This is a genomic window from Bacilli bacterium (assembly GCA_035326105.1).
In the GTDB taxonomy this organism is placed as follows: Bacteria; Bacillota_I; Bacilli_A; order RFN20; family CAG-826; genus UBA7706.
Genome location: DAOKYO010000002.1, coordinates 467,687 through 491,324 on the forward strand (window position 1 = coordinate 467,687; position 23,638 = coordinate 491,324).

The 23,638-nt window shown below is 37.5% G+C and carries 23 protein-coding genes and 1 tRNA gene; 3 read left to right on the forward strand and 21 right to left on the reverse strand.

Annotation, left to right across the window (positions count from 1 at the left end; all coding sequences use genetic code 11):
- Positions 1-20: 20 nt before the first annotated feature.
- The 11 genes from nadE to PKC96_06705 all read right to left on the reverse strand — a co-directional run bounded on the left by nadE (position 21) and on the right by PKC96_06705 (position 13,659).
- A complete protein-coding gene (gene nadE, locus PKC96_06655) occupies positions 21-1,832 on the reverse strand; it encodes an NAD(+) synthase (GenBank protein ID HMM00995.1) in 1,812 nt (603 codons plus the stop codon).
- A gap of 85 nt (positions 1,833-1,917) precedes the next feature.
- The gene (locus PKC96_06660) at positions 1,918-3,201 is read right to left on the reverse strand and encodes an acyl-CoA reductase (GenBank protein ID HMM00996.1); all 1,284 of its coding nucleotides are present in this window, start codon (positions 3,199-3,201) and stop codon (positions 1,918-1,920) included.
- Entirely contained in the window at positions 3,198-4,316 is a 1,119-nt protein-coding gene (locus PKC96_06665) for an acyl-protein synthetase (GenBank protein ID HMM00997.1), read from the reverse strand. The genes PKC96_06660 and PKC96_06665 overlap by 4 nt, the downstream gene beginning before the upstream one ends.
- A 31-nt stretch (positions 4,317-4,347) precedes the next feature.
- Positions 4,348-4,869, reverse strand: a complete 522-nt coding sequence (locus PKC96_06670; GenBank protein ID HMM00998.1) for a hypothetical protein — start codon at positions 4,867-4,869, stop codon at positions 4,348-4,350.
- Positions 4,870-4,899: 30 nt separating this feature from the next.
- Positions 4,900-5,430, reverse strand: a complete 531-nt coding sequence (locus PKC96_06675; GenBank protein HMM00999.1) for a DUF4256 domain-containing protein — start codon at positions 5,428-5,430, stop codon at positions 4,900-4,902.
- Between the two features lie 440 nt (positions 5,431-5,870).
- The gene (locus PKC96_06680) at positions 5,871-6,773 is read right to left on the reverse strand and encodes a bacteriophage abortive infection AbiH family protein (GenBank protein ID HMM01000.1); all 903 of its coding nucleotides are present in this window, start codon (positions 6,771-6,773) and stop codon (positions 5,871-5,873) included.
- The gene (locus PKC96_06685; protein HMM01001.1) at positions 6,770-7,951 is read right to left on the reverse strand and encodes a DUF4238 domain-containing protein; all 1,182 of its coding nucleotides are present in this window, start codon (positions 7,949-7,951) and stop codon (positions 6,770-6,772) included. The genes PKC96_06680 and PKC96_06685 overlap by 4 nt, the downstream gene beginning before the upstream one ends.
- 224 nt (positions 7,952-8,175) lie before the next feature.
- Positions 8,176-8,826 carry a hypothetical protein gene (locus tag PKC96_06690; GenBank protein HMM01002.1) on the reverse strand — a complete coding sequence of 217 codons (651 nt, stop codon included), beginning with the start codon at positions 8,824-8,826 and terminating at the stop codon, positions 8,176-8,178.
- Between the two features lie 455 nt (positions 8,827-9,281).
- On the reverse strand, positions 9,282-10,667 hold the full coding sequence (locus tag PKC96_06695; GenBank protein HMM01003.1) for a hypothetical protein: 1,386 nt from the start codon (positions 10,665-10,667) through the stop codon (positions 9,282-9,284).
- Positions 10,664-12,526, reverse strand: coding sequence for a Dam family site-specific DNA-(adenine-N6)-methyltransferase (locus PKC96_06700; GenBank protein HMM01004.1), 1,863 nt, complete (start codon positions 12,524-12,526; stop codon positions 10,664-10,666). The genes PKC96_06695 and PKC96_06700 overlap by 4 nt, the downstream gene beginning before the upstream one ends.
- A gap of 419 nt (positions 12,527-12,945) precedes the next feature.
- Positions 12,946-13,659, reverse strand: a complete 714-nt coding sequence (locus PKC96_06705) for a hypothetical protein (protein HMM01005.1) — start codon at positions 13,657-13,659, stop codon at positions 12,946-12,948.
- A gap of 502 nt (positions 13,660-14,161) precedes the next feature.
- Between PKC96_06705 and PKC96_06710 the strand changes: the two genes are divergently transcribed.
- The 3 genes from PKC96_06710 to PKC96_06720 are packed head-to-tail and all read left to right on the forward strand — an operon-like array spanning position 14,162 to position 17,272.
- Positions 14,162-15,472 carry a recombinase family protein gene (locus PKC96_06710; protein ID HMM01006.1) on the forward strand — a complete coding sequence of 437 codons (1,311 nt, stop codon included), beginning with the start codon at positions 14,162-14,164 and terminating at the stop codon, positions 15,470-15,472.
- Between the two features lie 38 nt (positions 15,473-15,510).
- Positions 15,511-15,759, forward strand: coding sequence for a hypothetical protein (locus PKC96_06715; protein ID HMM01007.1), 249 nt, complete (start codon positions 15,511-15,513; stop codon positions 15,757-15,759).
- Positions 15,752-17,272, forward strand: a complete 1,521-nt coding sequence (locus tag PKC96_06720) for a recombinase family protein (protein HMM01008.1) — start codon at positions 15,752-15,754, stop codon at positions 17,270-17,272. The genes PKC96_06715 and PKC96_06720 overlap by 8 nt, the downstream gene beginning before the upstream one ends.
- 202 nt (positions 17,273-17,474) lie before the next feature.
- Here the strand turns inward: PKC96_06720 and PKC96_06725 are convergent.
- The 10 genes from PKC96_06725 to rsxE form a co-directional block, all read right to left on the reverse strand.
- Positions 17,475-17,548: transfer RNA gene (locus PKC96_06725), tRNA-Trp, on the reverse strand.
- An 11-nt stretch (positions 17,549-17,559) separates the two neighbouring features.
- On the reverse strand, positions 17,560-17,982 hold the full coding sequence (locus tag PKC96_06730; protein ID HMM01009.1) for a GatB/YqeY domain-containing protein: 423 nt from the start codon (positions 17,980-17,982) through the stop codon (positions 17,560-17,562).
- A 124-nt stretch (positions 17,983-18,106) separates the two neighbouring features.
- Entirely contained in the window at positions 18,107-19,144 is a 1,038-nt protein-coding gene (locus PKC96_06735) for a hypothetical protein (protein HMM01010.1), read from the reverse strand.
- 185 nt (positions 19,145-19,329) lie between these two features.
- Entirely contained in the window at positions 19,330-20,814 is a 1,485-nt protein-coding gene (locus tag PKC96_06740; protein ID HMM01011.1) for an FAD:protein FMN transferase, read from the reverse strand.
- On the reverse strand, positions 20,811-21,323 hold the full coding sequence (locus PKC96_06745) for a Gx transporter family protein (GenBank protein ID HMM01012.1): 513 nt from the start codon (positions 21,321-21,323) through the stop codon (positions 20,811-20,813). Before PKC96_06745 ends, PKC96_06740 begins: the two co-directional genes overlap by 4 nt.
- A gap of 1 nt (position 21,324) precedes the next feature.
- On the reverse strand, positions 21,325-21,765 hold the full coding sequence (locus tag PKC96_06750) for a NusG domain II-containing protein (GenBank protein ID HMM01013.1): 441 nt from the start codon (positions 21,763-21,765) through the stop codon (positions 21,325-21,327).
- Positions 21,766-21,822: 57 nt separating this feature from the next.
- Complete coding sequence (locus PKC96_06755; GenBank protein HMM01014.1) at positions 21,823-22,149, reverse strand: (Fe-S)-binding protein; 327 nt, start codon at positions 22,147-22,149, stop codon at positions 21,823-21,825.
- Entirely contained in the window at positions 22,146-22,343 is a 198-nt protein-coding gene (locus tag PKC96_06760) for a hypothetical protein (GenBank protein ID HMM01015.1), read from the reverse strand. The genes PKC96_06755 and PKC96_06760 overlap by 4 nt, the downstream gene beginning before the upstream one ends.
- Position 22,344: 1 nt before the next feature.
- On the reverse strand, positions 22,345-22,935 hold the full coding sequence (locus PKC96_06765; protein HMM01016.1) for an Rnf-Nqr domain containing protein: 591 nt from the start codon (positions 22,933-22,935) through the stop codon (positions 22,345-22,347).
- The gene (gene rsxE, locus PKC96_06770) at positions 22,935-23,630 is read right to left on the reverse strand and encodes an electron transport complex subunit RsxE (protein HMM01017.1); all 696 of its coding nucleotides are present in this window, start codon (positions 23,628-23,630) and stop codon (positions 22,935-22,937) included. Before rsxE ends, PKC96_06765 begins: the two co-directional genes overlap by 1 nt.
- Positions 23,631-23,638: the final 8 nt, after the last annotated feature.

Below are 23,638 nucleotides of genomic sequence, written 5' to 3' on the forward strand. Positions count from 1 at the left end.
ATTTCACATTATCTTTTTTCTTACTTTAATTGCTCGATAAACTCTTCAATCTTAGACTGCGTTTCCCGATAGTCAAAGCCAAAAGAACCGCGACTAATGGTGACGATAGGAGGCATCTGGATGCGCTTAAAATAACTGTTATCAAGCATCTTTAAAAACCATTTTAAATCGGCAATAAAAGCCTCTTCGTTGTCTAGATGGTAATACTTTAAAAGATTGACTACTTCTTCCGGTAAATTACTTTGTTCATAGTCGGTAAGAAGTTGCGAAATATCACGCGTCGGAAAACTCATCAGTCGATTTAACAGCCAATCATGATATCCCCATTTCATCGGATCAATCTGATTGGTTTTTAATTCAGCGGTCGGAGGCAGTTCATAAAATGGTACTCCTTTACGGATGCGCGCAATAAGATTAACGGGGATTACTTCACGTCCAAGGATGGAATTCATCTCTTCGGCCAAGGAATTTATCTGCATCTTAGTTAAGTCGCCAAGGGGCGATATCGCCCCGATAGTATCGCCATACAATGTACAATAGCCCAAAGCAATCTCCAGCTTATTGCCGTTATTGCATATTACTCCTTTTTGATCTTGAGCAAAGGAAGAAAGAAGGTGGCCGCGAAGGCGTGCATGAATATTTTCTTCGACCTCGACCGCCACTTCATGCTCAAATAAGTCTTTGGTCGCCTGAATTAAGGGTTCGATACTCTTGGTAACCAACTTGATACCGAGGGCACCGGCAATCGACGAAGCGTTACTTATGGTTGAAGTTGAATTGTAACGGCTTGGAAGATTATAAGCGAGCACGCGGTCACACCCAAAAGCATAGGTTAATAAGGAGGCATTCAGAGCACTGTCAATCCCCCCCGAAAGGCCGATAATCCATTTTACTTTACCTTTAAACATCGCTTCATCAAATGATTGTAGCGCAAAGATAAGCGCATCAAATAACTTTGTATGTGGATTCGAACAACCATTTAAAATTGGATGGCTAAGGTCCACCAATAAATTTTCTTCTTTAAATCGATCGTTGGCAAAAGCAATTTTCTTACCGTCGGCCGAAAAAACCATCGATCCCCCATCTAATAAGAGAATGTTTTTGCCGATGTCTTGCTGACTAACCGCATTAACATAAACGGTCGTCACCCGGGCTTTCTTGCTCAAATGTCTTTCCCGAGCTTTTTCTTTATCAAGCGTCCAGGGCGATGATGAGATATTTATTAATAAGTCGGGATTCCCCATTAAAATCTCATCCGTTGTTTTAAAAGGATAATCATCATCCCATAAATCCTCGCATATCTCGAGACTGATACGCTCAGTTTGCCCGCGCAAGGTAAAAATAAATGGTTTAAGCATCTCCGAGTGCAGATTATTATTGAAACGCATGATTTCTAAGCCGCTTAAAAAGAAGCGCGAATCATCAAATACGCGATAATCAGGGTTTAGGTGCTTAACATATATGCCAGCATATTTTCCACTTTCCCGCATAACAAATTGTTTGTTGCATGCAAAAAAAGCCGTATTAAACAAGGCGGGTCGTCCATCCCGTCCCCGGCTGATTCCGTCGATGGAATTGATCGAGACATTGCCCCAAATAATGCCGATATCAGCTGATAGATTTTTAATCTTCTCGTTAAAGGAAGCCAAATAAGCCAAATAATCGTGGTCGAGGTAGCGATCACTCATAAAATAGCCTCCGACACACATTTCCGGGAAAACGATGATATCGGCCTGATTTTCTTTGGCCTCGTTAACAAAACGTTCTATCGTTGACAGATTAATGCTTGGTTGACCTGGTATGACTTTAATTTGAGCAATGCTGATTTTCATAATTTATTTCTCTATCGGTATTTTACCATACTCCGGGAAAAGAGTAATAAAAAAGGACCCTTTAGCGAAAAAGGTCCTTCGTTAATCAATCGTCAGTGCCGGGTAGTATCGCTTTTTCGACAAGGCGTGAATAGCGGCGCAGAGGATACTCACCATCGTGCGCTTCCCCCGCCAGAATACGCGATGTATCTTTTAAAGCCGTAATCCGCACTAAGCCCGCTTGAGCGAAAAGATGCGATATGGTTTCATATGCCTCTCTTTTTACACTTAATCCCACTGATTGAAGATGATTTTTATGCTGCTTAAGCACCTCGATTATCCTGTTGTGCGGAAGGCGTTTTATCCAAACATTGCGAAAAAGATAGGAGAGTTCCAGTTCGCTATCTTCCTTGCATATCACACTCACTCCGTCCCCGAAAAGAATGTTTTCTTGCTTATTTCCCTGTTCAAGAATGTCATTATATAGTCGAATCGTGTTTTTGCCAATTGCCCCTAAAGGTGCCGGACCAAACTGATTGTTTACTTGCTTAAAAAGGGCAAAGAAGCGCCTAGAAAAGGCCGACAATTGCTGTTCATCATCCGTATCAACATATATTCCCTGCACCGAGGAACATAGAAGCTGATTGGAAAGACACAGGCCATAGGCTAAATCCTTAAGTTCCTCATCGGTTACGCTTTCGTCAACATAGGCAAAACTTAACTTATGCCCCCAACTGATAATTTTGGTTTTAATATCGACGAATTGGCGGGCCGCGATATTCACCTCATCGCCACCCCAAATTACTACTCCGTCCGCATAAGTGGCCAAGGTTTTAATCGTGTCAATTTCTAAGGAGGGGACATCAAAAACATAAATAAACGGCGCTAGACGGGGCTCAATTTCAATCAGAGCACTCAATAGGGAAATAGAAAGTCCGCTATCCCCCGATGGAAGTTTCAAAATATTGATGTTGCCGGCTAGTAAGCCTTCAACCACACTATAAGCGGGAAGTCCATCGACATTACCCGCGGCGATGTGCAGTAAAATACCCAAAGGATAAAATTGCCGGGTGTTGTTATCGTCCAGCATTGAAGGCGATGTATCTTCTAATTCCATCTGAACTTTCTTCCTTAATCCCGAGGCCGAAAATAACACGGCATTCCGCATCACAAAATCATACGGAATATTCATACTGCTTATTAAAGGAAGTATAACATCATCGTACTCGTGATTGACTACCCGTTGATAAAGAATATCGCACGCTTTAATAACCATTTCAGCATTAATCGGCTCCACATTTTTTAAAGTCGCCAAAAGTTCAGGATAAAGCCGATCTATTATCGCTTGTTGGTTGCTATTGGGGAGAATTTTTCCCTGCACTAAAATCATTTGCTCTTCCCCCTGAGTAACTCTTCGGCTCCAACCGCACATGTCTTAATGTCACTGATGCCAACACGCCCAATAATCTCTAAATAGGGACTCTTTTCCCCACAGGGACAGGGTTCGCGATGAATGATTCCTAAGTCATCGGTAATGATGCTCAATATGGGCATCGATTTTACCATTGGGGTTAAAAGATTGATGATGCCAATCTCACCGTCTTTAACGGGTTTAAGCGTTTTAACATCACGGATAATAACCCGACCGTACGCGGGAATATGAAAATGATGATAACGGCAATCGGTATATAGAATCGGGTGTTCAACCGCTCCAAAAAATTCAATGATTTGCTTATCGTCCAGGCCCAAGACTTCCTTTGCCAGTTGATAAAAATCTTCTTTGTCCACCTTCTCGCTATAAAATTGTTTCCACCCTCCGCCTAAAGTCATCATACTGCCTTTAGGTAATTTGAGTTTGATTCCTTCTTCCTTCATTTCCTTTAAAAGAAAATACGTATAGGCCGGAAATCCTAAAGTGCGAACCGGTGTCCTTCCTCTAGCATATTTAATAAACTTTTTCTTTATGTTATCTAAGTCGACCTTATATTCCCCGTCCACCCAGCGAATTGCGTAATCCTTTGAGCGAGCCGGAGCCGTAAATGTAAAGCCAAAACTGGTTTTGGCAATCGCCGCTTTATTTTTTCGGTTTGGTTCAAAGCCAAAGATAATAAAGCGAACTGGCTTCAGTGACCATATATGATGATATTTAAATATCCGCTTAACCATGTCAAATCCGCGCATCAGCGAAACAAAATCAAAACCAATCAACGACCTTTTACCGCTGGTTCCCGAGGAAGTGGCTTTGATAATCATTTTTCGCTTCGGCATTGAAAAAAGCTCATGATGCTTAAAATATAGCGTGGGAATAAAGGGCAGATCCTCTAAATCTTTGAATGTGTTTATACCTTTGGGATCAAACCCTTGACTGTCAAGTATCTTCCGATAAGCCGGACAGTGGGCATATTGATAAAGACAATTATCTTTCATTGCTTGCAAAAAAAGTTTATCGCTTGCCAAAATATTGTATGGCTCTTTAATTCGGAATAATTTTTTTCTTGCATCCATAAATCAATTATATCATTGATTAGATAATTATCTATCCTTCATTTTTTGCATCAGTCTTTGGGGGTAAAAGAGCATTATATGCTCTCTCAACCTCATCAGTATATCCGGTGAGAATTGACTTTCCGCTTTTTAGTTTAATAATAAAGTAAGCCAAATTTTCATTTATGATAAAAGGCTTTTTAAAAGAAAAATAACTTTTAAATGCTATCTCAACCTTAAAGATATCCCGTTTATGAAAACTGACAACTTTACGTTTGTATATATCTCGAACTTGCACGTTATCAAATTCGTCAATGATAAAAATAGATTCTCCAATACAACGATTGTTAATGTCATAATTGTGATTAATAAAAACGTATGCTGCCCAAACTATTAACCAATAGGGGATTTGAACAAAACCAAACACTGCGAAAAAGAAAGTTCGATTGTCCATGGAATAAAAGAAATCTAAGCAAGTTAAAAGGATAATAATATCGATCACTAGAGCCAAAAAAATGAGTAACAAAATATTGTTACGGTTTAAACTTACCTTTTTAATTTCATATGCATTCATTGTTTTTCCCTTTCTGTAAATAGCGGTTAACTACTCTACCAACCTATTTACGGGAAAAAATGTTCGAAAGCCTCTCCCCGAGTAATAAGAATCCGCCCCATTATGGTAGATAAAAGTGCGATTGAACCGTTTATCGCCAAAAATAGCCCCTCCGATTTCTCTTATTCTATTTTCCGTATGAAGCCAACTGGAAGTTTTTAAATCAAAATCAGTTAGAGATTGCAGTGCCAGATACAATTCTTCCGTCAATAAATCCACTTCCATCTTCTCGGCCTCCTCTTGAGCGGAGGAAGCAGGTGGAAACTTGCTCCTTTTTATCCGAGCTTCTCGATCATAACAGACTCCGGTTCTGCAACTTGGGGCTTCTTTAAAACAATCAATTACATACCATTTATTTCCCAGGACAACCAAATCGGGCTCACCGCCACTTTCTTCCATCGCAATTATTCTGCTCAAGGCTTTAGAATTGTTAATCAACGGCCAAAAATCATCCCAAGTTACATCGGGATGAAGACTTGTGTTTGCCATAAATCGCTTATAAAGAATATCTTTTATTTCCATACTTTGATTTTAATACAATGCCGTTATTTTTGCTAAATTGTTTCGATGTTTTTTCTTATAAATAAGATATTTAAAATTTTTCGATAAAAAATTGAAGTCGAAAAATAAAATGAGTGCTATAAAAGTTTGTCATAAAATGAATTTAGAATACAATACTGCTTGTTTTTAAAAAAACTATAGCGCAGATTAAAAGCAAAATTCCGTAGGAGGGATAATAAAAGTGAAATAAGATAGTTTGTCCAGTATTCTAAATAGAAAAAATACACGATTTTTTCTTTCGTGGTTAGCTTACTATCGAATGATTATCGTTCTAATGGTCAAACTGAAGACTTGTAGGACAATCTCTCTTTCATACAAGTATTTGTTATGTACCATTCACTAGTGTTATGAGAAACATTTACCTATATGATAATGTCGTCACAGAACGAGGTATATTTTACTCAAAAAGAAGCTTCGTCCCAATATTGAATAAAAACATTTTTCAACCCACTAAATAATTCTGTTGCATGACACTTGTCCTCGTTATTATAAACAACTACTTTCGTTTCCACATTACTTTCATTTATGTTTGTAAGCAATCTGTCTATATATCTTTGATCTTCCTGTCCGAACCCGAATCCCAGAAAATAGACCTGAGAAAATCGTTCTAAATGTGAAAACCATACTTCGTTATCAGCTATAATTTTTGCACTATCTTTGAAATACTTCCCATGAGTGTTCCTTGCTACCTCGTTTAATCCTCTTTCTACATCCATTGTTCTGATATCTGAGTCTTCATCGTAGTTTTCTCGATATGGCAAAACTAGATCAGATTCTTCATTGTGTCCAAAGATTAATTTTTCTCCGACCTTGCCATGAATGTAGAGTATTTGATTTCTTTTAATGCCAAAGTGATTTTCCAATGTTTTAGTATAATTAAACGATATGAAAAGGTCGTCGCAGGAAAAGCGGAAGTTTTCTTGCACTTCAAATAAAGAGTCGTCAATGCTCTTAATCCAGTCATCAAAGTATTTATGCAGAAGCGGGATAAACTTGGAACACTCTTCTGGAAGCCATATAGGATCATTATAAAAAGAAGCTCTATCCATATCTGTTTCACAATTTTCCCACACCTCTTCTGCTATTTCGTCAAAATCAATATCGTTGAATTTTCTTAGTTGAGTTTCGATATCTGCCCAGTTTTCTTGTCTAGTAGGTTCGTCACATCTATACCGTTCGAATATATCATCAACTTTTTTAAAAACTTCCCAATCTCTTTTAACGACAAAATCCTTAAATGATGAATATCGAGTATTGAGGTTGTGATGAAGATCAAATCCATTCCCGATGATGAAGAGTCTCACATTAAATCTCCATTTTCGTATTTAAGGATAGCTTCTAAAGTTCTTGAGTAATCGTTCTTTACATTAGGAACGCCGGACGTTCTCAGATGATTATATAAGCCGATTTTACTAATAATACTTTGATTATCCTTATACGCTATTAACGAATTAGTTTCATTTAGTGATAGAAGCATGACATGATCTGTTTCCAATCTGTTAAGTTTGATGATCTCATATTCGTACGAATCACTGGGATCCTTATATTTTTGAAGAGTGTCTGAATCTATGATTTTTTCGGAATTAACGAAATGATTTGCGGGAAGGCGTACATTTTTCGGATTCTCAAGAATGGAACTTTCAAGTTTAAAATCGATATCCCCATAGAGATATCTTATTTTCCAAATAACATTCACTACTGCCACAGCAAGTTTGGGTGTCAAGACCATGAATGAAAAATTGTCTAAATAACTGGTTTTTTCTTTGATCTCTCGTCGTGCATTTTCTTCGACTTGAGCAACACTGATTCCGGAGTTTTTGCTCGCTTCTATCGCAGTTTTTACAAACTCTTCTTCTTTTTCCTTTGGGATTGTTACCGGAATACGTTCAGTGAATACGGGAACGTCAGAAAGGAAAAATTCATCATCAGTAGAGAAGAAGGTGAGATATCCTTGATAGATTGATTGTGCAGCACTTTTAACACCTGGCATTTCAGTCTGCTTAACGATGTCATCCCAGTCATGCTCCAGTATATAAAGCATTTCTCTTTTCCAATAATCGGAATCTGTTTCTTCTTTGGTTTTGAATTGCCTTGAAAATGTAAATTTATCTGTGTTATGGGCATTTTCGTACGCACTCAAGTTTGTTGGATTCCTATAATTTTGAATAAGTATATACTTCTTAAGAACATCAAGTTCTTTTCTTGAAATAGAAAAACGGGAGTCATTCGCACCACAAATACGCTTGATTATAGAAGATACGGGATTTTCAATGGCAGAGCCGAACAATTTCTCGAGTATTTTCGAATCAGCCGAATTAAGAGCATCATATAAATGGGATTTCCAAAAGGTGCTATACATATTCCGAAATTCAACGATGTTCTCTTTCGTATTCACGTATTTAATTTTTAGCTTCTGCTTGGGAGTTTCGGTTGCGAACCCTCTAAGAAGAAACATAGGTATGTAATGGTTATGGTCGTACATTCATTCTCCCCTTTTCTTACTGCAGTTCACACTGGTTTTCATGTGTTAGTGCCTTATTTCTTGTATTTTCCTATGGGACACCATTAGACAAATTATGATTTCCGTCAGTTTCTTAATGGTGTAGCCGTTCACTTAGGTTATGTGACTTGCTTTTGAGAAAAAAACTCTTTTAAATAGAAGGAAATTCCCATGAACAATATATTCTAATGGTTTCCGAGAACGGTCTAGATAATAATGTTTTTGATTGATTCCAATAGTTCAAATGCTATTTCGCACATTATAGAGAATAATGGGTAGTTCATAGTTTGAACATCGCTTCCGTTAATATTAATGCCAGAAACTGACTGCTTTTTAAATTCTTCATAATCTTGCGGACCTTTTGGATCAAAGTGTGCGCCACCGCCTTTGTCCGCAAGGCTCAAGACAAGAGTTTTACGATTGTAATATTTGCCATTTAAAATTCCGATATTTTCATTTTCCCACCACTCATCAAAATCGATATTCTTTCGTAAAGAGGTTAGATCGACTCCAAGGTTAATTAGAGGAACATACTTCGTGCTATGGTCATTTTTAGTGATGGCTCCAACTAAACCACTTGGAAACGATGTTCTCTGTGAATAAGTCATATTTCTACAGCCGTCCTCAAATTTTCGAAAAGAAATTCCTTTTTCCCAATCAGTGTTTAATGTTGATAAAAATGGAATATTTTCCTGTCCAATTTGGCTCAATAAAGACTTTTGATTTTTATTGTTATAAACAATTACTCTGATCAGGACTGACATATCAACTGCAACTGTTTCATGACCGTTTTTGAATGAATTTAGCTGATTAGACAATCTTTCGATTGCTTCTTTTAATCTTTCACTGTCACCCATTAATTGTAAAATCCTTTCGTTCTCCTTTTGTGGTTATATTGACATCATACATTTTAGCTTTGTAAGAAATGGCTATCACTTGTTCATATATAGCCTTTCGCAGTGTTTTTTATATGTTATTGCCCTACTGCTTGTATTTTCGTATGGGACACCATTAGACAACTTACGTTTTCCGTCAGTTTCTTACTCGTGTAGACGTTCACTAGCATTAATGGATAATTGATGAGCAATACGATAATAGTCCAAAACTAACTCCTAATATAATTTTTTGATAATATAAATTAATACAATTCGCAAAATAGCCATTTTGAGATAATGTTGATGCCAGAGTAGTGAAGTGTGCTAAATTTTTTTTCTTTAATATCTAACCATGTGAGCATTTCTGTAATTCTTTATACATTTATTCTCTTTTCGTTCGGATGATTCACCAATAAGAAAATAGCAGTTTTTGCATATTATAGTTTGTTCTCTCTTTTTTTAGCAACTCGCAACTTAGCATTTGACAAGATATAACTCTCTTCTTCACTACTTAATGCGATATTGTAGAAGGAACACAACTTTGTAAGCGTAAGATCTTTATCTACTCTTTTCAGCTTAAGTTCGTCTCTTACAAAAATTTCACTCAGAATATCTAACCGTGCCCGTCTGCTCCCTAAATGGATTTGGGAGTGACAGTTTGGGCAGAGAGAGATAATGTTCGAGGAAACATCTAGGTTAATGTTATGATCCGACCAATATTCATCCTGACGGTTCATAGGAATAACATGATGTCCTTCGACGTAGTTATTATAAGAATCGGAAGATTCAAAATAAAAATGTTTTAAATCATGGCAATCGCATAAATAATCATAATCCTTTAAAACATTATCCCTTATTTTTCTTTGTGTCTTAAATCTTTGTCTTCCTAGTTTATTAACTCCTTGTTGAGGCAATCTATTTATATCATCAAAATCTATAACTTCATCATTTGCTTCTATGACATCATCTTGTGGAGCGATAAAAGAGGGCGTGAAATCAACTTTATTGTTATTTACATAGTTTACAAATTTTTGTAGATTTTGAATTTGATTATCTATAATATCATGAACTAAAACACCTTCTATATCATATTTATATTCTTCTCTCCCCGAAAAGATTGCGGTGAAGAACTTAAAAACAAAAGATTTTTGCCATTGCCCTTTTATTTGTGATTTAAGACATTTACCGTATAGAATTTTCTTGGTTTCATCTAACACAAGATATTCAAATTGATCATTAGCTAAATTACTTGTCTGTAAGTATCTTGCCATTTCAAGATATTCAGTTAAACTATTGAATTTTGAGTCATATGACAAATGCTTAACAGTAAACATATTGATAACATCAAAGTTCAATGTGTTCAAACTATTAACGTTCATTTGCAAGGTGTTATAGTCCTTACTTATTTCATTTTTTTGATTAAATCGGGAAGTTAAAACAAAAATCCTTTTTATATCTTTGTCCAACAAGAAATTTATACTCCGTTCCATTTGATTGCATATCATAGGCATGACTTCTTGAACAATATTAGTATTACCCAATTTAGTTTCAATTGGAGAAAATGCCAAAACCACCTTTTTAAATGGGGAGACATTACCATCAATAAAAGCACTAAACATGCTGAACTCTTTAGCCTCTTCTTGCTCTTGGAATCTGTAGCCCGTTAAATTAGTAAATGCATATTCCTCATTAAGTTTTTTACAAATCCCCATTAAGAAAGAATCAGCATTTTGGAAGCCATAATTCCTTATAATCAGTAAATTTTTTTCGTTGTTAATAGAATCGAAAAACTTTCTATTAATGACTAGTAAGTTTTTTGTCATAATATTTCCTTCCAGTTATAGTTGCATATTAAAACTTCATTTCTTCTATTTTTTGAACCAACATTATTGATTTCATAGACATCAAAATTATGAGTTTCAATCCATTCTAAAAGTAGATGGTTAATCTTATCTCCGTGATATATAACGTTTGAAAGCATGAACTTATATCCCGCTCTATTTAGTTTGTCTAGGTATTCCAGTAGTTTAGTCTCATCTTCAGCACCCCAACCGACAAAACCTCTCTTGCCATCATTGTATGTTGCATTCGTAATAAAATACGGAGGGTCAAAATAGAACACAGTGTTTTTGTCGAACTCGTTAAAATCAATGTTCAAGTAAGAGGAATTTATTAACTTAAACTTACTTGTTCTTGGAACAAAGTTCTTAATTCTTTGTTTAATCGTTTCGTTATACGCGCAATTTCCAACAGGAGTATTAAATTCAAGTTTTGAATTAAATCTCATTTGGTTTTGAAAACAAAACATCTGAAGTACAAACAATTCGTCAATACTTTTGGTTGTATTATACGATTTTCTCAAACATAAATAACTTTGTTTATCAGCTTTTTTCATCTGGAACTTGCTAATTATTTTTTCAGCATTACTGATGATGCTTTTTTTATCTACATCAAGTAAGCGTTTAACTAACTCATACACATGAGGTAAAAACTCGTTATAAATAACATCATTCAAAGCGTATATATTTGCTCCTACATTAAATGCCCCACCCATAGAATCAACGAAAGTTGTCACGTGTTTTGGTAAATGTTTTATTATATCGTTGACAATCGTATCTTTACTACCTGAATAATTTAAAGGCGACTTAATAATATTAAGGTCTTTTTGGAAATAAATTATTATCTCTTTCAAATCTTCCCCTTTTTTACTGGATTTAATATTTTTATACTCCCGATATGGAAATTCGTATAGCCTTACGATTCCGTTTTTTGCAAATTTCTTGAATAGATCAACCATTTCATTTGCGGGAACTAACGATTGTGTACTGTAGGAAACCAATATGTGAGAAAACCTAGCTTGCCTAATCAAATCTTCAAAATTATAAAGAGCGTTCTCTTTTTTGTTATATTTAGATTTTAAATTTCTCTGAATTCGTCTTCCCGTAATGCCTCGAATATCGGGATAATCATACTTGGAAATACTTTCCAAAAGATGGTAAGCCGAACTATAATCAGTGATAGTATATGGTGGATCAATATAGAGAATATCTCCTTCTATTTCTCTTAATAATTGGTTACTATCTTTATTATAAACCTTATTTCTATCATTCAATTCAGTATGATTAAACTCTAACGGTTCTATTGAGAAGTTTTTGATTGCTCTTCTGTCCCATTTTTTTAGAAAAGCTTCATAGGTACCTGTAGTGTTAGAAACGCCCATAACGCTCTCTAATAACGAGGCAAGCATAAAGTAATACTCATTTTTATCAAGTATCTTGTTTTTATATAGCTGTTCAATCTCAATTCTCATTCCATCAATTTTGATTGCGTTTTCTTCTGTGAAAAATTGACGGTTACCCTTTGGAGAATAGTTTGAAGTAATGAAATATTGATTACTGTATTGGTATTTTTTTGAATTTAGGTAGACAAAAGGGTCAACTGAATACTCACGTTTAAAAGTTTCAAATTTGGGTGAATTGCCAAAATAGAGTTTTCCCTTTGCTATAACGCTCAAAGAGTGTAAATAATCATTTGAGATTATTTGATATTTACCCTTGAAAAAATCGCCGACGCTACTAGACCCAGAGAATAAATCGCAAAACACTTTTCCCTCTATCTTATTGTCATTTATTACAAACTCAATTTTTTCAAGTAGTTTTGTTTTATTGCCAAGAAATCTCATTATATCCATTACTCCATTTCAAAGACGTTATATCATAGATTTTGCTTACTATCTATAGTTATGGGTTCGCAACTCAATGTTTCATGAAAGGTTGGATTTATTATAATATCTTATAATTCTTTTTCTGATCCTATACCGACTTTCTTTATCGAATTGCTAGTTTATTTTATCACAAACATCACCATTATATCTATCTAATATGAACCCTTTTCTGATATAACACGAAATTGCGGTACATTCAAAGTAAATGTTCAACAGTAGTAATTATAGTATCTAAAGTCGTTCAGTTTTATGATAATTAATAAATCCGCTAGTCAATTCTTACCAAATACTCTAGAAATTTTGATTAATGAGTAAATTTCTAGTTTATTGCGCTGTCATGCTAATGTCGTTAATATTATCAATCTCGAATCTTTTCTCTACTGACTAAACTCCGCTTTTGCTCTTTCCATTGCCGTTAGAAAGTAACCGAATTTGTTTTTGATTACCACTTCTTCTACATACTTACTCGTGAGTCGCTCTTTATACTTATGGATGAAGTATTGAACATAGAGCTTAAAGTCATCAAATTCATATCCATTTTCGCCGATGAATTTTTCAAAGTAACGATCGTATCTGAAGTACTGTCTTTTATCTTTTACGGTTAAATAACCAGAGTTTATGAGATAGCGAGTTAAGACATGGTGCTTATCAAAGGTGAGTTTGTCCTCTAACTCGCTAATTCTATCTATTTTATCTAATAAATCTATTTTATCTAATACATCCTTTGTTATCTCTTTGTTATATATATCTTTATTATTGGGTACATTTTCTGTACACCCCCTCTGTACACTTTCTGTACCACCCCCGTCCATTTTCTGTACTAGTGGTACATTTTCTGAACGGGTATAAATGTTAGGGATTATTTCATATTCGACAAGGCGGATATTCCCTTCATATCGTTCAATTTTCTTCACTAGATTCATGTCGATTAGTTTGCTGATAATGTCAAAGACTGATGTCCTGGATTTCAACGATAATCTTCGTCTGATATAATCGATGGACGCAAAAAGAGTCCCCTGGTTATCTTGGGAATAAGAATAGATCAGAGCGTACATCCGTAGCTCGTTTCCTTTAAGGCCTAACTTCGTCATCCAGTAGAACTCGATGAGAAAATGATGATCATTTATTTCTTGTTTTTTAATCTTCATAAACGCACTCTAAAAAGTCCTCTAATATTGAGCATATTTTCTCCTTAACTGCACCAGTGAACGGCTATTGATTATTAATTTCTCAAATTTTCCGTATATCGACATAATGACGATGAGCATTTTCCGTCAACTTCTTAACGGTGTTGCCGTTCACTAGTGTTATCTATTTTTTATGTATTTTTAGTTTTATGTTTTTTGACAGTGTTCTCGGCACTTAATTTTTTTTGGAATTCTTCAAGTGATTCTTTGGTCACTCGATAGGAGTCGCCAAACTTAAAGGTTTTAAACTAATTCGACATATTTTAACTCTTCTTTTTGTGAAGGGTTTTTTAAGTATTGGAGAATATCTTCAAATGCGCGATTTCATTATCGGTAATCAAATATTTAAGTTATAAAACAACCAAGCGAGTAATACTACTCGTTTACGAAAGGAGTAATACAAGACATGACGAAAACGATCGAAGTGATTATGCCGACTAAAATTGACGCTTCACTTACAAAAACCAATAAGAGCAAATTGCGGGTTGCGGCTTACGCTCGTGTATCCACTGATGAAGATGATCAAGTGAATTCGTTTAAATCGCAGATTGACGAATACACCGAACGCATTACCTCTAATCCCGATTGGGAATTTATCGGTATGTTTGCGGATAAAGGAATCACCGGTACTCAAACAAAGAAACGACCGGAGTTCATGCGAATGGTTGAATTAGGAATGGATCATAAAATCGACTTGATTCTGGTCAAATCTATTTCTCGTTTTGCACGTAACACCGTCGATGTTCTCACAACCGTGAGAGAGTTACGGAACCGAGGATGCATTATTTTCTTTGAAAAGGAAAATATCCGTAGCGATGATACCAAGATTGACTTCGTGCTTACTGTTCTATCTAGTGTCGCCCAAGAAGAGAGTCGCTCTATATCGACGAACGTCAAGTGGAGCATCGAAAAGAAATTCAAGAACGGCATCGCCCACGTAACCAATATTTACGATTATCGTAAGGGTGATAATGGAGAATTGATTGTTGAGGAAAGCGAGGTCGCTATCGTTCGCCTCATCTTCTCTTTGTTTATCGAGGGTTATAACATCAACGATATCGTCACAATCATCAATGACCGAAAAATACCAACGTTTAAGGGTAAGTTCTGGCTTTACTCCACGATTCGTGCGTTTCTTAGCAATGAAAAAAACATAAGGGACGCCATATTACAAAGAACCTGCACCGTTGATTATCTAACTCACAAGCAAGTCAAGAATGACAATATAGAACCGAAGTATTATGTGACAAATCATCATGAGGGCATTATCAAAAGAGACGAATATGAAACCGTTCAATCAATGCTTAAGACTCGTCGTCCAAATCAAATAACAAAGTATCCTTTAACCAACATCACCTACTGCAGTAAGTGCCATCGAAAACTTCATCGCCATCTCATCAATCATAATCGGCCAAGTGAATACGTTGTTTTAAACTGCAACCACAATCCGACTATTTCTATCGACTGCACATATCCTCGAATTTCATATGATCTAGTATTGGGTGCCATTAAGGATTCCATCCATGAGTTACTTAATCACAAAGATGTTCTAGATGAACTTAGATCCATGCTTTTATCGGTGTCTGAACATGATGATACTTCATCTTTGCATAGCAAACGCCTTCGTCTAAATGCTTTAATTACCACTAAATCAATGGCCTCAATGAAAAGATTATTTCCGAAGAAAAGGCACTGCGAAAAGAAATTGAGAAGTTAGAGAATAAAGTAAGCTTCTCGGTTCGTAGCAACAACCTTTTGCAAGTCATTGATTCAGTCATTTCCGACCAAGATTTCGTTAATGACTCCCTATTGATAAAATCGTTTTACAAGTTGGTGATTGTTAGTCCGGAAGAATTGGTTTTCGTCATATCTGGTAGCAAGGATACTGAAGAGCTCTCTTGTTGCATCGATGAGCTAGGCACTATTCCATCCTTGTTTTCGAAGTTATACATCGATTACGATCAGCAAAAAGGTATCAAGTATCGGGTGGTTTATCATGTCTAGTGTCAGTGTCATCCCTGTTGATATCGGGACTGTTGTTCGTAAAGATCGAGTCGCTATTTACGCTCGTGTTTCCACGAACAACGAGGAGCAAGAAACCAGTTATGAACTCCAAGTCAACGAACTTATCAAGTCGATTGAGGCAAATCCAAACTATGAGCTTACCTGTGTCTTTGCCGATAGAGAAAGTGGCATGGACACAAAGAATCGCCCTTCGTTTAATAATATGATGGAACTGGCCCGTAAGGGCGGCATTGATCTCATCTACACAAAGTCTGTGTCTAGGTTTGGCCGCAATGCCATTGAAGTTCCGGAAATCATCCGGGGGCTTCGTGGTCTAGGTGTTAGTGTTTTCTTTGAAAAGGAAAACATCTCCACACGTGACTTTGCCGATGAGTTTCTTCTTAACATTCTTTCGGGGGTTGCTGAGGAAGAATCACGGCAAATCTCAAGTAATCTTCGGTGGACCTTCAAGAAAAAGATGAGCAAGGGACTAAATACTACAGTACGAATTTATGGGTATAAGATCATTGATGGTAATTTCATCATCGTTCCTGAAGAAGCGAAGATTGTTAAGCAAATATACGATTGGTACATTGAAAAGGTTTCCTATGCACGGATGATTCATCTACTGCACGAGCTTGGTATTAAGTCACCACAAGGCAATGAGTTCTGGTCGCATAGCGTATTAGAAAGTATTTTGCTTAATGAAAAGTATTGCGGAGACGCACTGCTTGGCCGAGGTCGGGAACTCGCAAGAACTAACAAATGTCTCTTCTACGATGATCCTACTAAGTACCTAGTCCGAAATAATCACGAAGGCATCATCTCTCGTGATGTATTTGACTTTGTTCAAGCAGAACGCAAGAAACGTACTAAGTACCGCCGCACTAATGTTAGTCAGTCATTAAAATCAGAATCAAAATTCTTTTATTCAATGGATGCCAATAAGCACTTTGTCTACAAGGTTGAGCGACCAAAAGGCAAATACAATATTCCCGTACTTCTTTGCGTAAAGAATGATGTTCGAATAATGTTTCAATATAAATATATTGTTGAGGGCATTTCATCAGCTTGTAATCATTTGCTTAAGAACTTTAAATCGATAACCAACTACTACAGTGCAACCAAAGCAAATACTCTTGAATCCATTCAAAAAGAGCTCTTAGCGCTTCAGCAAGAGCTCAACGAGACAACGGACGCGGAAGTGAAATTAAATGTCTACAATCGCATATCTGCGCTAAAGAATGATCAGCTAACCTTTGAGAGCATTGAAGACACGCTTCGAACATTGAAACTCTCGCTAGTCTCGTTGAGTGGAGGTTACGATATCGAAATCGTAAAGAACATTTTCTCCCAAGTCTACATCAAGGATAACCACTTCTATTTAATCTTTAACCCCACTAACTCACCGATTGATCTATCCAACAACATGAACATTCTCCTTAGTGTAAAAGTATCTTCAATTGTGAATTACAAAGCGTCAGAACTTGAATTCTCTATCGTATTAGTGTAGGTTCGCTATCTTACAATGAGCATTTGGAGAAGTCGAAAAAGTAGGTTCGCTATCTTACAATGAGATTTTCTCGGTTTTACTGAAAATCAATTATCTGGATATTCGCTAATCGACTTTATATTCAAAACATACAAAAAACGACCAATTTAGGTCGTTTTTGTTCATTTTTCGCTACTTTTTAGCGAGTAATTAAAGACAATTTTGGCAGGGGCTGAGGGAATCGAACCCCCAACAACGGTTTTGGAGACCGTAGTTATACCGTTTAACTAAACCCCTATTTCTCCCCTTTATAGGGAGCGAGCAATTGAACTGACTAGACCCATATCAACCTGGCCAGCAAAGTTGATTTTAAAGTATTTCATTACGCTTGGCAATGATTTATCGTCAAGTTTAGAGATTTTTTCTCTTATTTCCTCTTCAGTCAACATTTTCGGTAAATATTGGCTAATAACAACCTTTTGTTTCTGAATTGATTCGATACGAAGAGTATTATTGACTTGCCGATACCCATTTTCTTCATCATCTAATTCCTTGATGGTTTTAGTAATAATTTTTAAGACATCCGCATCTAAAAAATCCTTGGCCTGCGCTCTGGCCTCAATTGAAGCAGTAACTGCCTTATTAATCACTACACTTAAAATAGCTCTCGCATCCTTGTCATGCGATTTTAAGGCTTCAACATTGGCTTTCTTTAAATCATCAATAAGCATAATATCACCTTCTCTTGTATGTATTAATATATTCTTTTTTACACTATTTATCAATCATGTGCGTGAATAAAAAAGGCTTGGATATATTATCCAGGCCTTTTGTTAACTTATTAATAAATACTAATTAACGAGTAGCGGATTGAGAAACGGTATAAGCTTCTTCGTAAACTTTGAGGAAGGAATCAACCGTGATAGTAATACCAACGGTCGCACCATCTCCAAGAGCCTTACCGCCATGGTAATCAACGAGGTTTGCGCTTAAATCAGCAACTTCCTTGCCAACTGCCCAAGCTTCCAAAGCACTTGCTTGTTCAAACCATTCTTTTCCAATCGCAGAGGAACCGGACATGCCATAGTCAGCACCGAGTTCAACTTTGGATTTAATTGAGGTTGATTCAGCAACTACTTGAGTCTTTGTTTCGTTAACCGTGACATCAAAGAAACTGCCATTCGCGGTAACGACGTAAGGAATTTGATAAACGTCGACTTTGCTAGCTAAGACTTTGCCTTCTTCATCAAAGACAGCGCCACCGATGGTGACATCATCTTGTAAAGCGGCATGACTATTGTACATAGCAACGCCAAGATTGGTTTTTGAAGCCTTAAATTCAGCCTTGGTATTCCAAGCTTCAGTAATGGTTTCAATGAAGCCATCAACTGTGATGGTCGTTCCAATTGTCGCGCCATCCGTGAGGGCTTTGCCGCCATGATAGTCGGTAAGGTTTGCACTTAAATCGGCAACCTTTTTGCCAACCGCCCAGTTTTCAAAGGCATCGGCTTGCTCATACCATTCTTTACCGATGGCTGAAGCACCAGACATACCATAACCAGTTCCGAGTTCCCATTTGGATTTAACATCCGAATTGGCCTCGTCGTTATATCCTTTTGAAGCCAACGTGGTCACAGCCTCAGCCGTGGAAGCAGCCTTAATTTGCATAACGTCAACATTAACATCAACAATCTCGCCTTTGGAGTTAAAGAGAACACTCGCTACATCAACATCCGTTTGAACAGTTCCGGCTGCCGTTTCCGTAGCCGCGGTGACGGCATAAGTGGCGACACTGCCGAATCCATAATAGTAGGTTTCCGTTTTGGCGCCATTACACCCAGCTAATAAGAGCGAAGCAGCCGCGATCGGAAGAATTTTATTGAAAGTTTTCATAGTAACCTCCTGTAAATCTTTCGTCTATTATATTAGTGTTTTTTGTCGCTTAAATCAATATCGAAAAGGCAAAAAAATAAAGCAATAATCGGTCTTTTTTACCGAAACACTAAATTATCAAGTTACATCGGTATTTTTTTAACCATTTGCCACTTCATTGGCCGGTAAAATAAAATAATAATATTTTAAATTTTGCTGATTTTAATATCATTTAACTCTGATAAAAGAGGCATATATCCCGCTTCTGCTTTAATATTGAAAACATTCGTGTTTCCAGCTTGAAGCAACCAAGCCCCATAAAGAATATCGTTGTTTTCTACCGCATAAGCTTGTCTGATTCTCTCCAGTAAGGTCTCCCCATCCTCAATCGATAAGCACATGAGGGCGGTTGTCAAGGCATCCAAGCGCGAACCTGTAAGAAAATTTGACAAAACATTAACATCAACAACGCCGTAGTTGCTTGGTTCGCCCGTTCTAGCATCAATAATGTGATGACGATGAAAAATATTTCCTTCATCATCTTCAAAATAGTAGTTGCTCCAAAGCGAGTCACCGCCGCTGGTCGACATTCCAAAAGCCCCCAAATAACTAAAACCAAAAGCTTTCGCATCAAATCCGTTCGCCGAGTTTGCCACCGCATTCGACTGAATAGTAATTTTCCATGGCAAAGAAGGATCAATATAACCCGAAAGCGCGTTGATTGAACTTGCCCCTCCATAGATTATTCCCTTCCCCAGTTCATTACTTCGCATCTGACTTTCAATTATCTGATTGCAATAACCTTTGGCTATTCCTCCGACAGTAATCGTTAAATCGCCTATTTCCACTCCAGGAGCGACAAAGTCGGCATAATACCTGTTATCAATTACGGATAGTGAAAGCGTGGAATTTACTTCTTCTTCCGTCAACGGAATATAGGACTGCAGACGATCGACAAGTTCTCGGTTTGCCCGTCCTTCGTCGGTGTTGGCACGCGGGTCATTTAACTGGGGGGAATCATTATTAAGAAGATCATTTTGCCGGTCCCAAAATGAAGACAAACTGCCGACAAACATGTTGTAGCCAGAGTTAGTATAAACAGTCATTTCTTTGCCTATGGCTAATAAATTATAGAGATCAAAAGGAATCTCAAGCGGCCCTTTATTTAAATTTTCATTTAAAACCCGAAGGTTATTGAGTCGGATCTCGCTTTGAGGAAAAGGATCAGTTTTCGTATATATTACCGCCGGATTAGGAATGGAATGATTGAGTATTGAATCCGCGAAAAAACCTTCTTCATCTGGATAGATGGTTTCGGTGTAGTAATAGTTATAACGATCGCTCAAAGCGTGAATTTTCGGAACGGTATATTGGAAAATATCATTTACTCGGGCATATTCGGCGGCCGTTCCATTGTCTTCATAATACATAAAATAAACATCGGTATGGAAAGGCGTATCCTCGATTCCGGTCGATGTAACTGCCGAAACGCCATAACCTAAAGGGACATAATCTTCTAGGCTGGATGCTTTAAACTCTGATGTTTTATCTGAGGTAAATTTTGGCAGCAAAATAAAGCCGCAGATAAAGGTTGTCAGCACGAGGGCGATAACTTCATGCGGACTAAGAAAACTTTTCTTTTTCACATCTACATTGGGAACATTTCGATTCTTAATTTCAACTTTTTTCATTTGAGCATCGACTCCTTAATTGGCAGCCTTATAATGATCATTCGCGACAAAAAGGCGATTAAGGTTCCCGATATAATGCCGCTGATGGCTAGAATTGGAAAATAAGCAAACATCCCCCATGTTTCGTAGATAATACTTACAACAACAATTTGACCAAGTCCATGCATAACCGCGCTAATTAGCGACAAACCAAAGATTGATAGTTGCTTTGTGAAATAAAGACCAACAACCACTGCTGACGATAGCAGCCACCCGGCAAAACTAATGATTGTCGCCACGCCAATTCCGGAAAATAAGGAAGTTAACAGAACGCGAAGAAAGCCCAAAAGAATAAATTCAGCCGGGCCAAAATAAGCCAAAACAAGCAAACCCAAAGTGTTGGCTATGCCAAGTTTTATCCCCGGAATAACCGGTATGGCGATGAGCACATTCTCCGCATAGTTTAAAACGACCCCAATCGCTAAAAACAAAGCGAAAACAACCATCTTTTTCGTTGACCAGTGGCGCATATTACTTTTGTCCTTCAATAACTACCCGAAAGAAATTTGGAGCGCAGGTTAGTGACCAGTTTGCCTGGCCGGTAGCCGGCATCAGCGAGCAATAATGGTGTTCACTTGTTTCCTTTAAAACATCAATTTTTCGATCTTTTACTTCAACCGTTATCGGACCGAGTAAGTAACGGCCGTATTCATCATCTAATTCAACCAGATAGTCGCTAGTTGAGGCTTCGGTAACATCCGATGAACCGGCATCCGCCGACTTATAGAATATATAAACTTGATCTTGCGAAAGCGGCATTTCATAAACGATGTCATCGCGAACATACACGTGAACCCGAAGATCGGATGCATTAACATTGCTTGTGGAGTAAGAAAAAACTGCCGAGGTTAAAATAAGCACTCCGCAGAGCGCGTAAATATCACCGCTTTTTTTATTCAAAAATAGTGCCATATTTAACCTCGCATTCTTGTTAAAAACGACCGGTTAAAAATCCGGTCGTTTATTTAATTATAAATCGACTTTGGTGATTTTACCATCGGGGCCGGGAGTGGAATTCATATACTCTTTAATTTTTTCTTTGGCATCCTGCTTGGCAACCCGGCAAGCACTGACTTTATTGACCTCACCGCCGACTAGAGCAGTGGCAAGACCGGCGCAGCCTGGATAGCCGCAGGCTCCGCAATTGACGCCTGGGAGAAGTTTGGTGACATTTTCTACCCGTTCGTCAATTTTAACCGCTAATTTTTTATCCGCAACCGCCAGCATTAAGCCCAATAGACCACCTATTACGGCCATAATGGCGACAGCCAACAATACTTTTGTCCAATCCATCATTTAATTCCTTCTTTCAATTTTTCGTTTTTATTGAAAGCACAACTATCAATCGAGCAAGTTGCACACTCTTTGTCGACTTCTTCACAACCTTCCGGCTTCGGAGTTCGCTTGTTCAAGATATAGGAGAGAATAAACACTCCCAGTAAAAGCGCAATAATGCCGATGGCGATGAGCGCTCTTAACCAGTTATCCATTTTATATCATTCCTGAGAACGCTAAGAAGGCCATGGCCATTAATCCAGCTGTGACCAAGGCAATCGCATTTCCCTTAAATGGTTTAGGCATTAACGGGGAATTTTGTAAACGTTCTTGAATAAAAGAAAATACGAGAATAATAATCGCATAGCCAATCGGAACTGAAAGCGAATAGACGAGCATTTCAACAAATGTCAATTCCGCTCCAGTGAGACCCGTTCCGACGACATCAAGGGCGACGGTTAGAACGACACAGTTGGTGGTGATAAGGGGAAGGTAGATTCCTAAGGCCTTATATAAACCGACCATATATTTCTTCATAAACATTTCTACGAATTGAACAAAACTGGCGATGATAAGAATAAAAGCAATTAGTTTAAGGTATTCAATGTGCAGCGGTTGTAAAACGTAGAAATAGAGCGAATAGGAAAGAATGGCCGATAAGAATACCACCAAGATAAGAGCGGCGGACATTCCCAAGGTGTTTTTCGGTTGTTTACTTACACCTAGAAACGGGCAAATACCCAAGAAACGGGTCAAAACAATGTTATTAATCAGTACGGCACTGAGTGCCAATAGTAAATATTGCATTAGATGCTACCTCCTTGGGCCGGTTGCGCCTTGGCAGCCTTTTGCTTTTTATCCTTGTTGTTTTTTACCGCCGAAGTAATAGCAACTGCCGCGGCTGTAATCAAACCATACATAATGAAAGCGCCCGTATTTTGCGTGAAGATATTAATCGCATATTTCGCGGGGAAAATTCTAAAGTTAAATAGGACCGTATTATTCAATGGATTGGTAAAAGCCAAAGCGCCAGTTCCCACCACTTCCCGACAAACAGAAACGATGATAACGGCTAATAGGAATCCAATTCCGACGCCGAGGGCGTCCAAGATGGAATCGACCGGATTATTCTTGCTAGCAAACGCTTCCGCTCTTCCAAGAATAATGCAGTTGACGACAACAATTGATAGATAAACACCGAGTGTTTTAGCCAAGTCATAAGTGTAGGCTTCCATAAACATTTGAACGATAGTAACTACTGTCGCGATAATAACGATAAAAACCGGTATCCGGACTTCATTAGGAATCCATTTCCGAAGCAAAGATATGATCAAGTTTGTCATAAACAAAACCACGATAACCGCCACTCCCATACCGAAGGCGGAAGATAGCGAACTGGTAGTTGCCAACACCGGGCATGTTCCTAAAAACATGACAAATGTCGGATTGTTTGCAATTATTCCCGAGGAGAATATTTTCCAACGACTGCTTTTCTTTTCCATATTTTTCT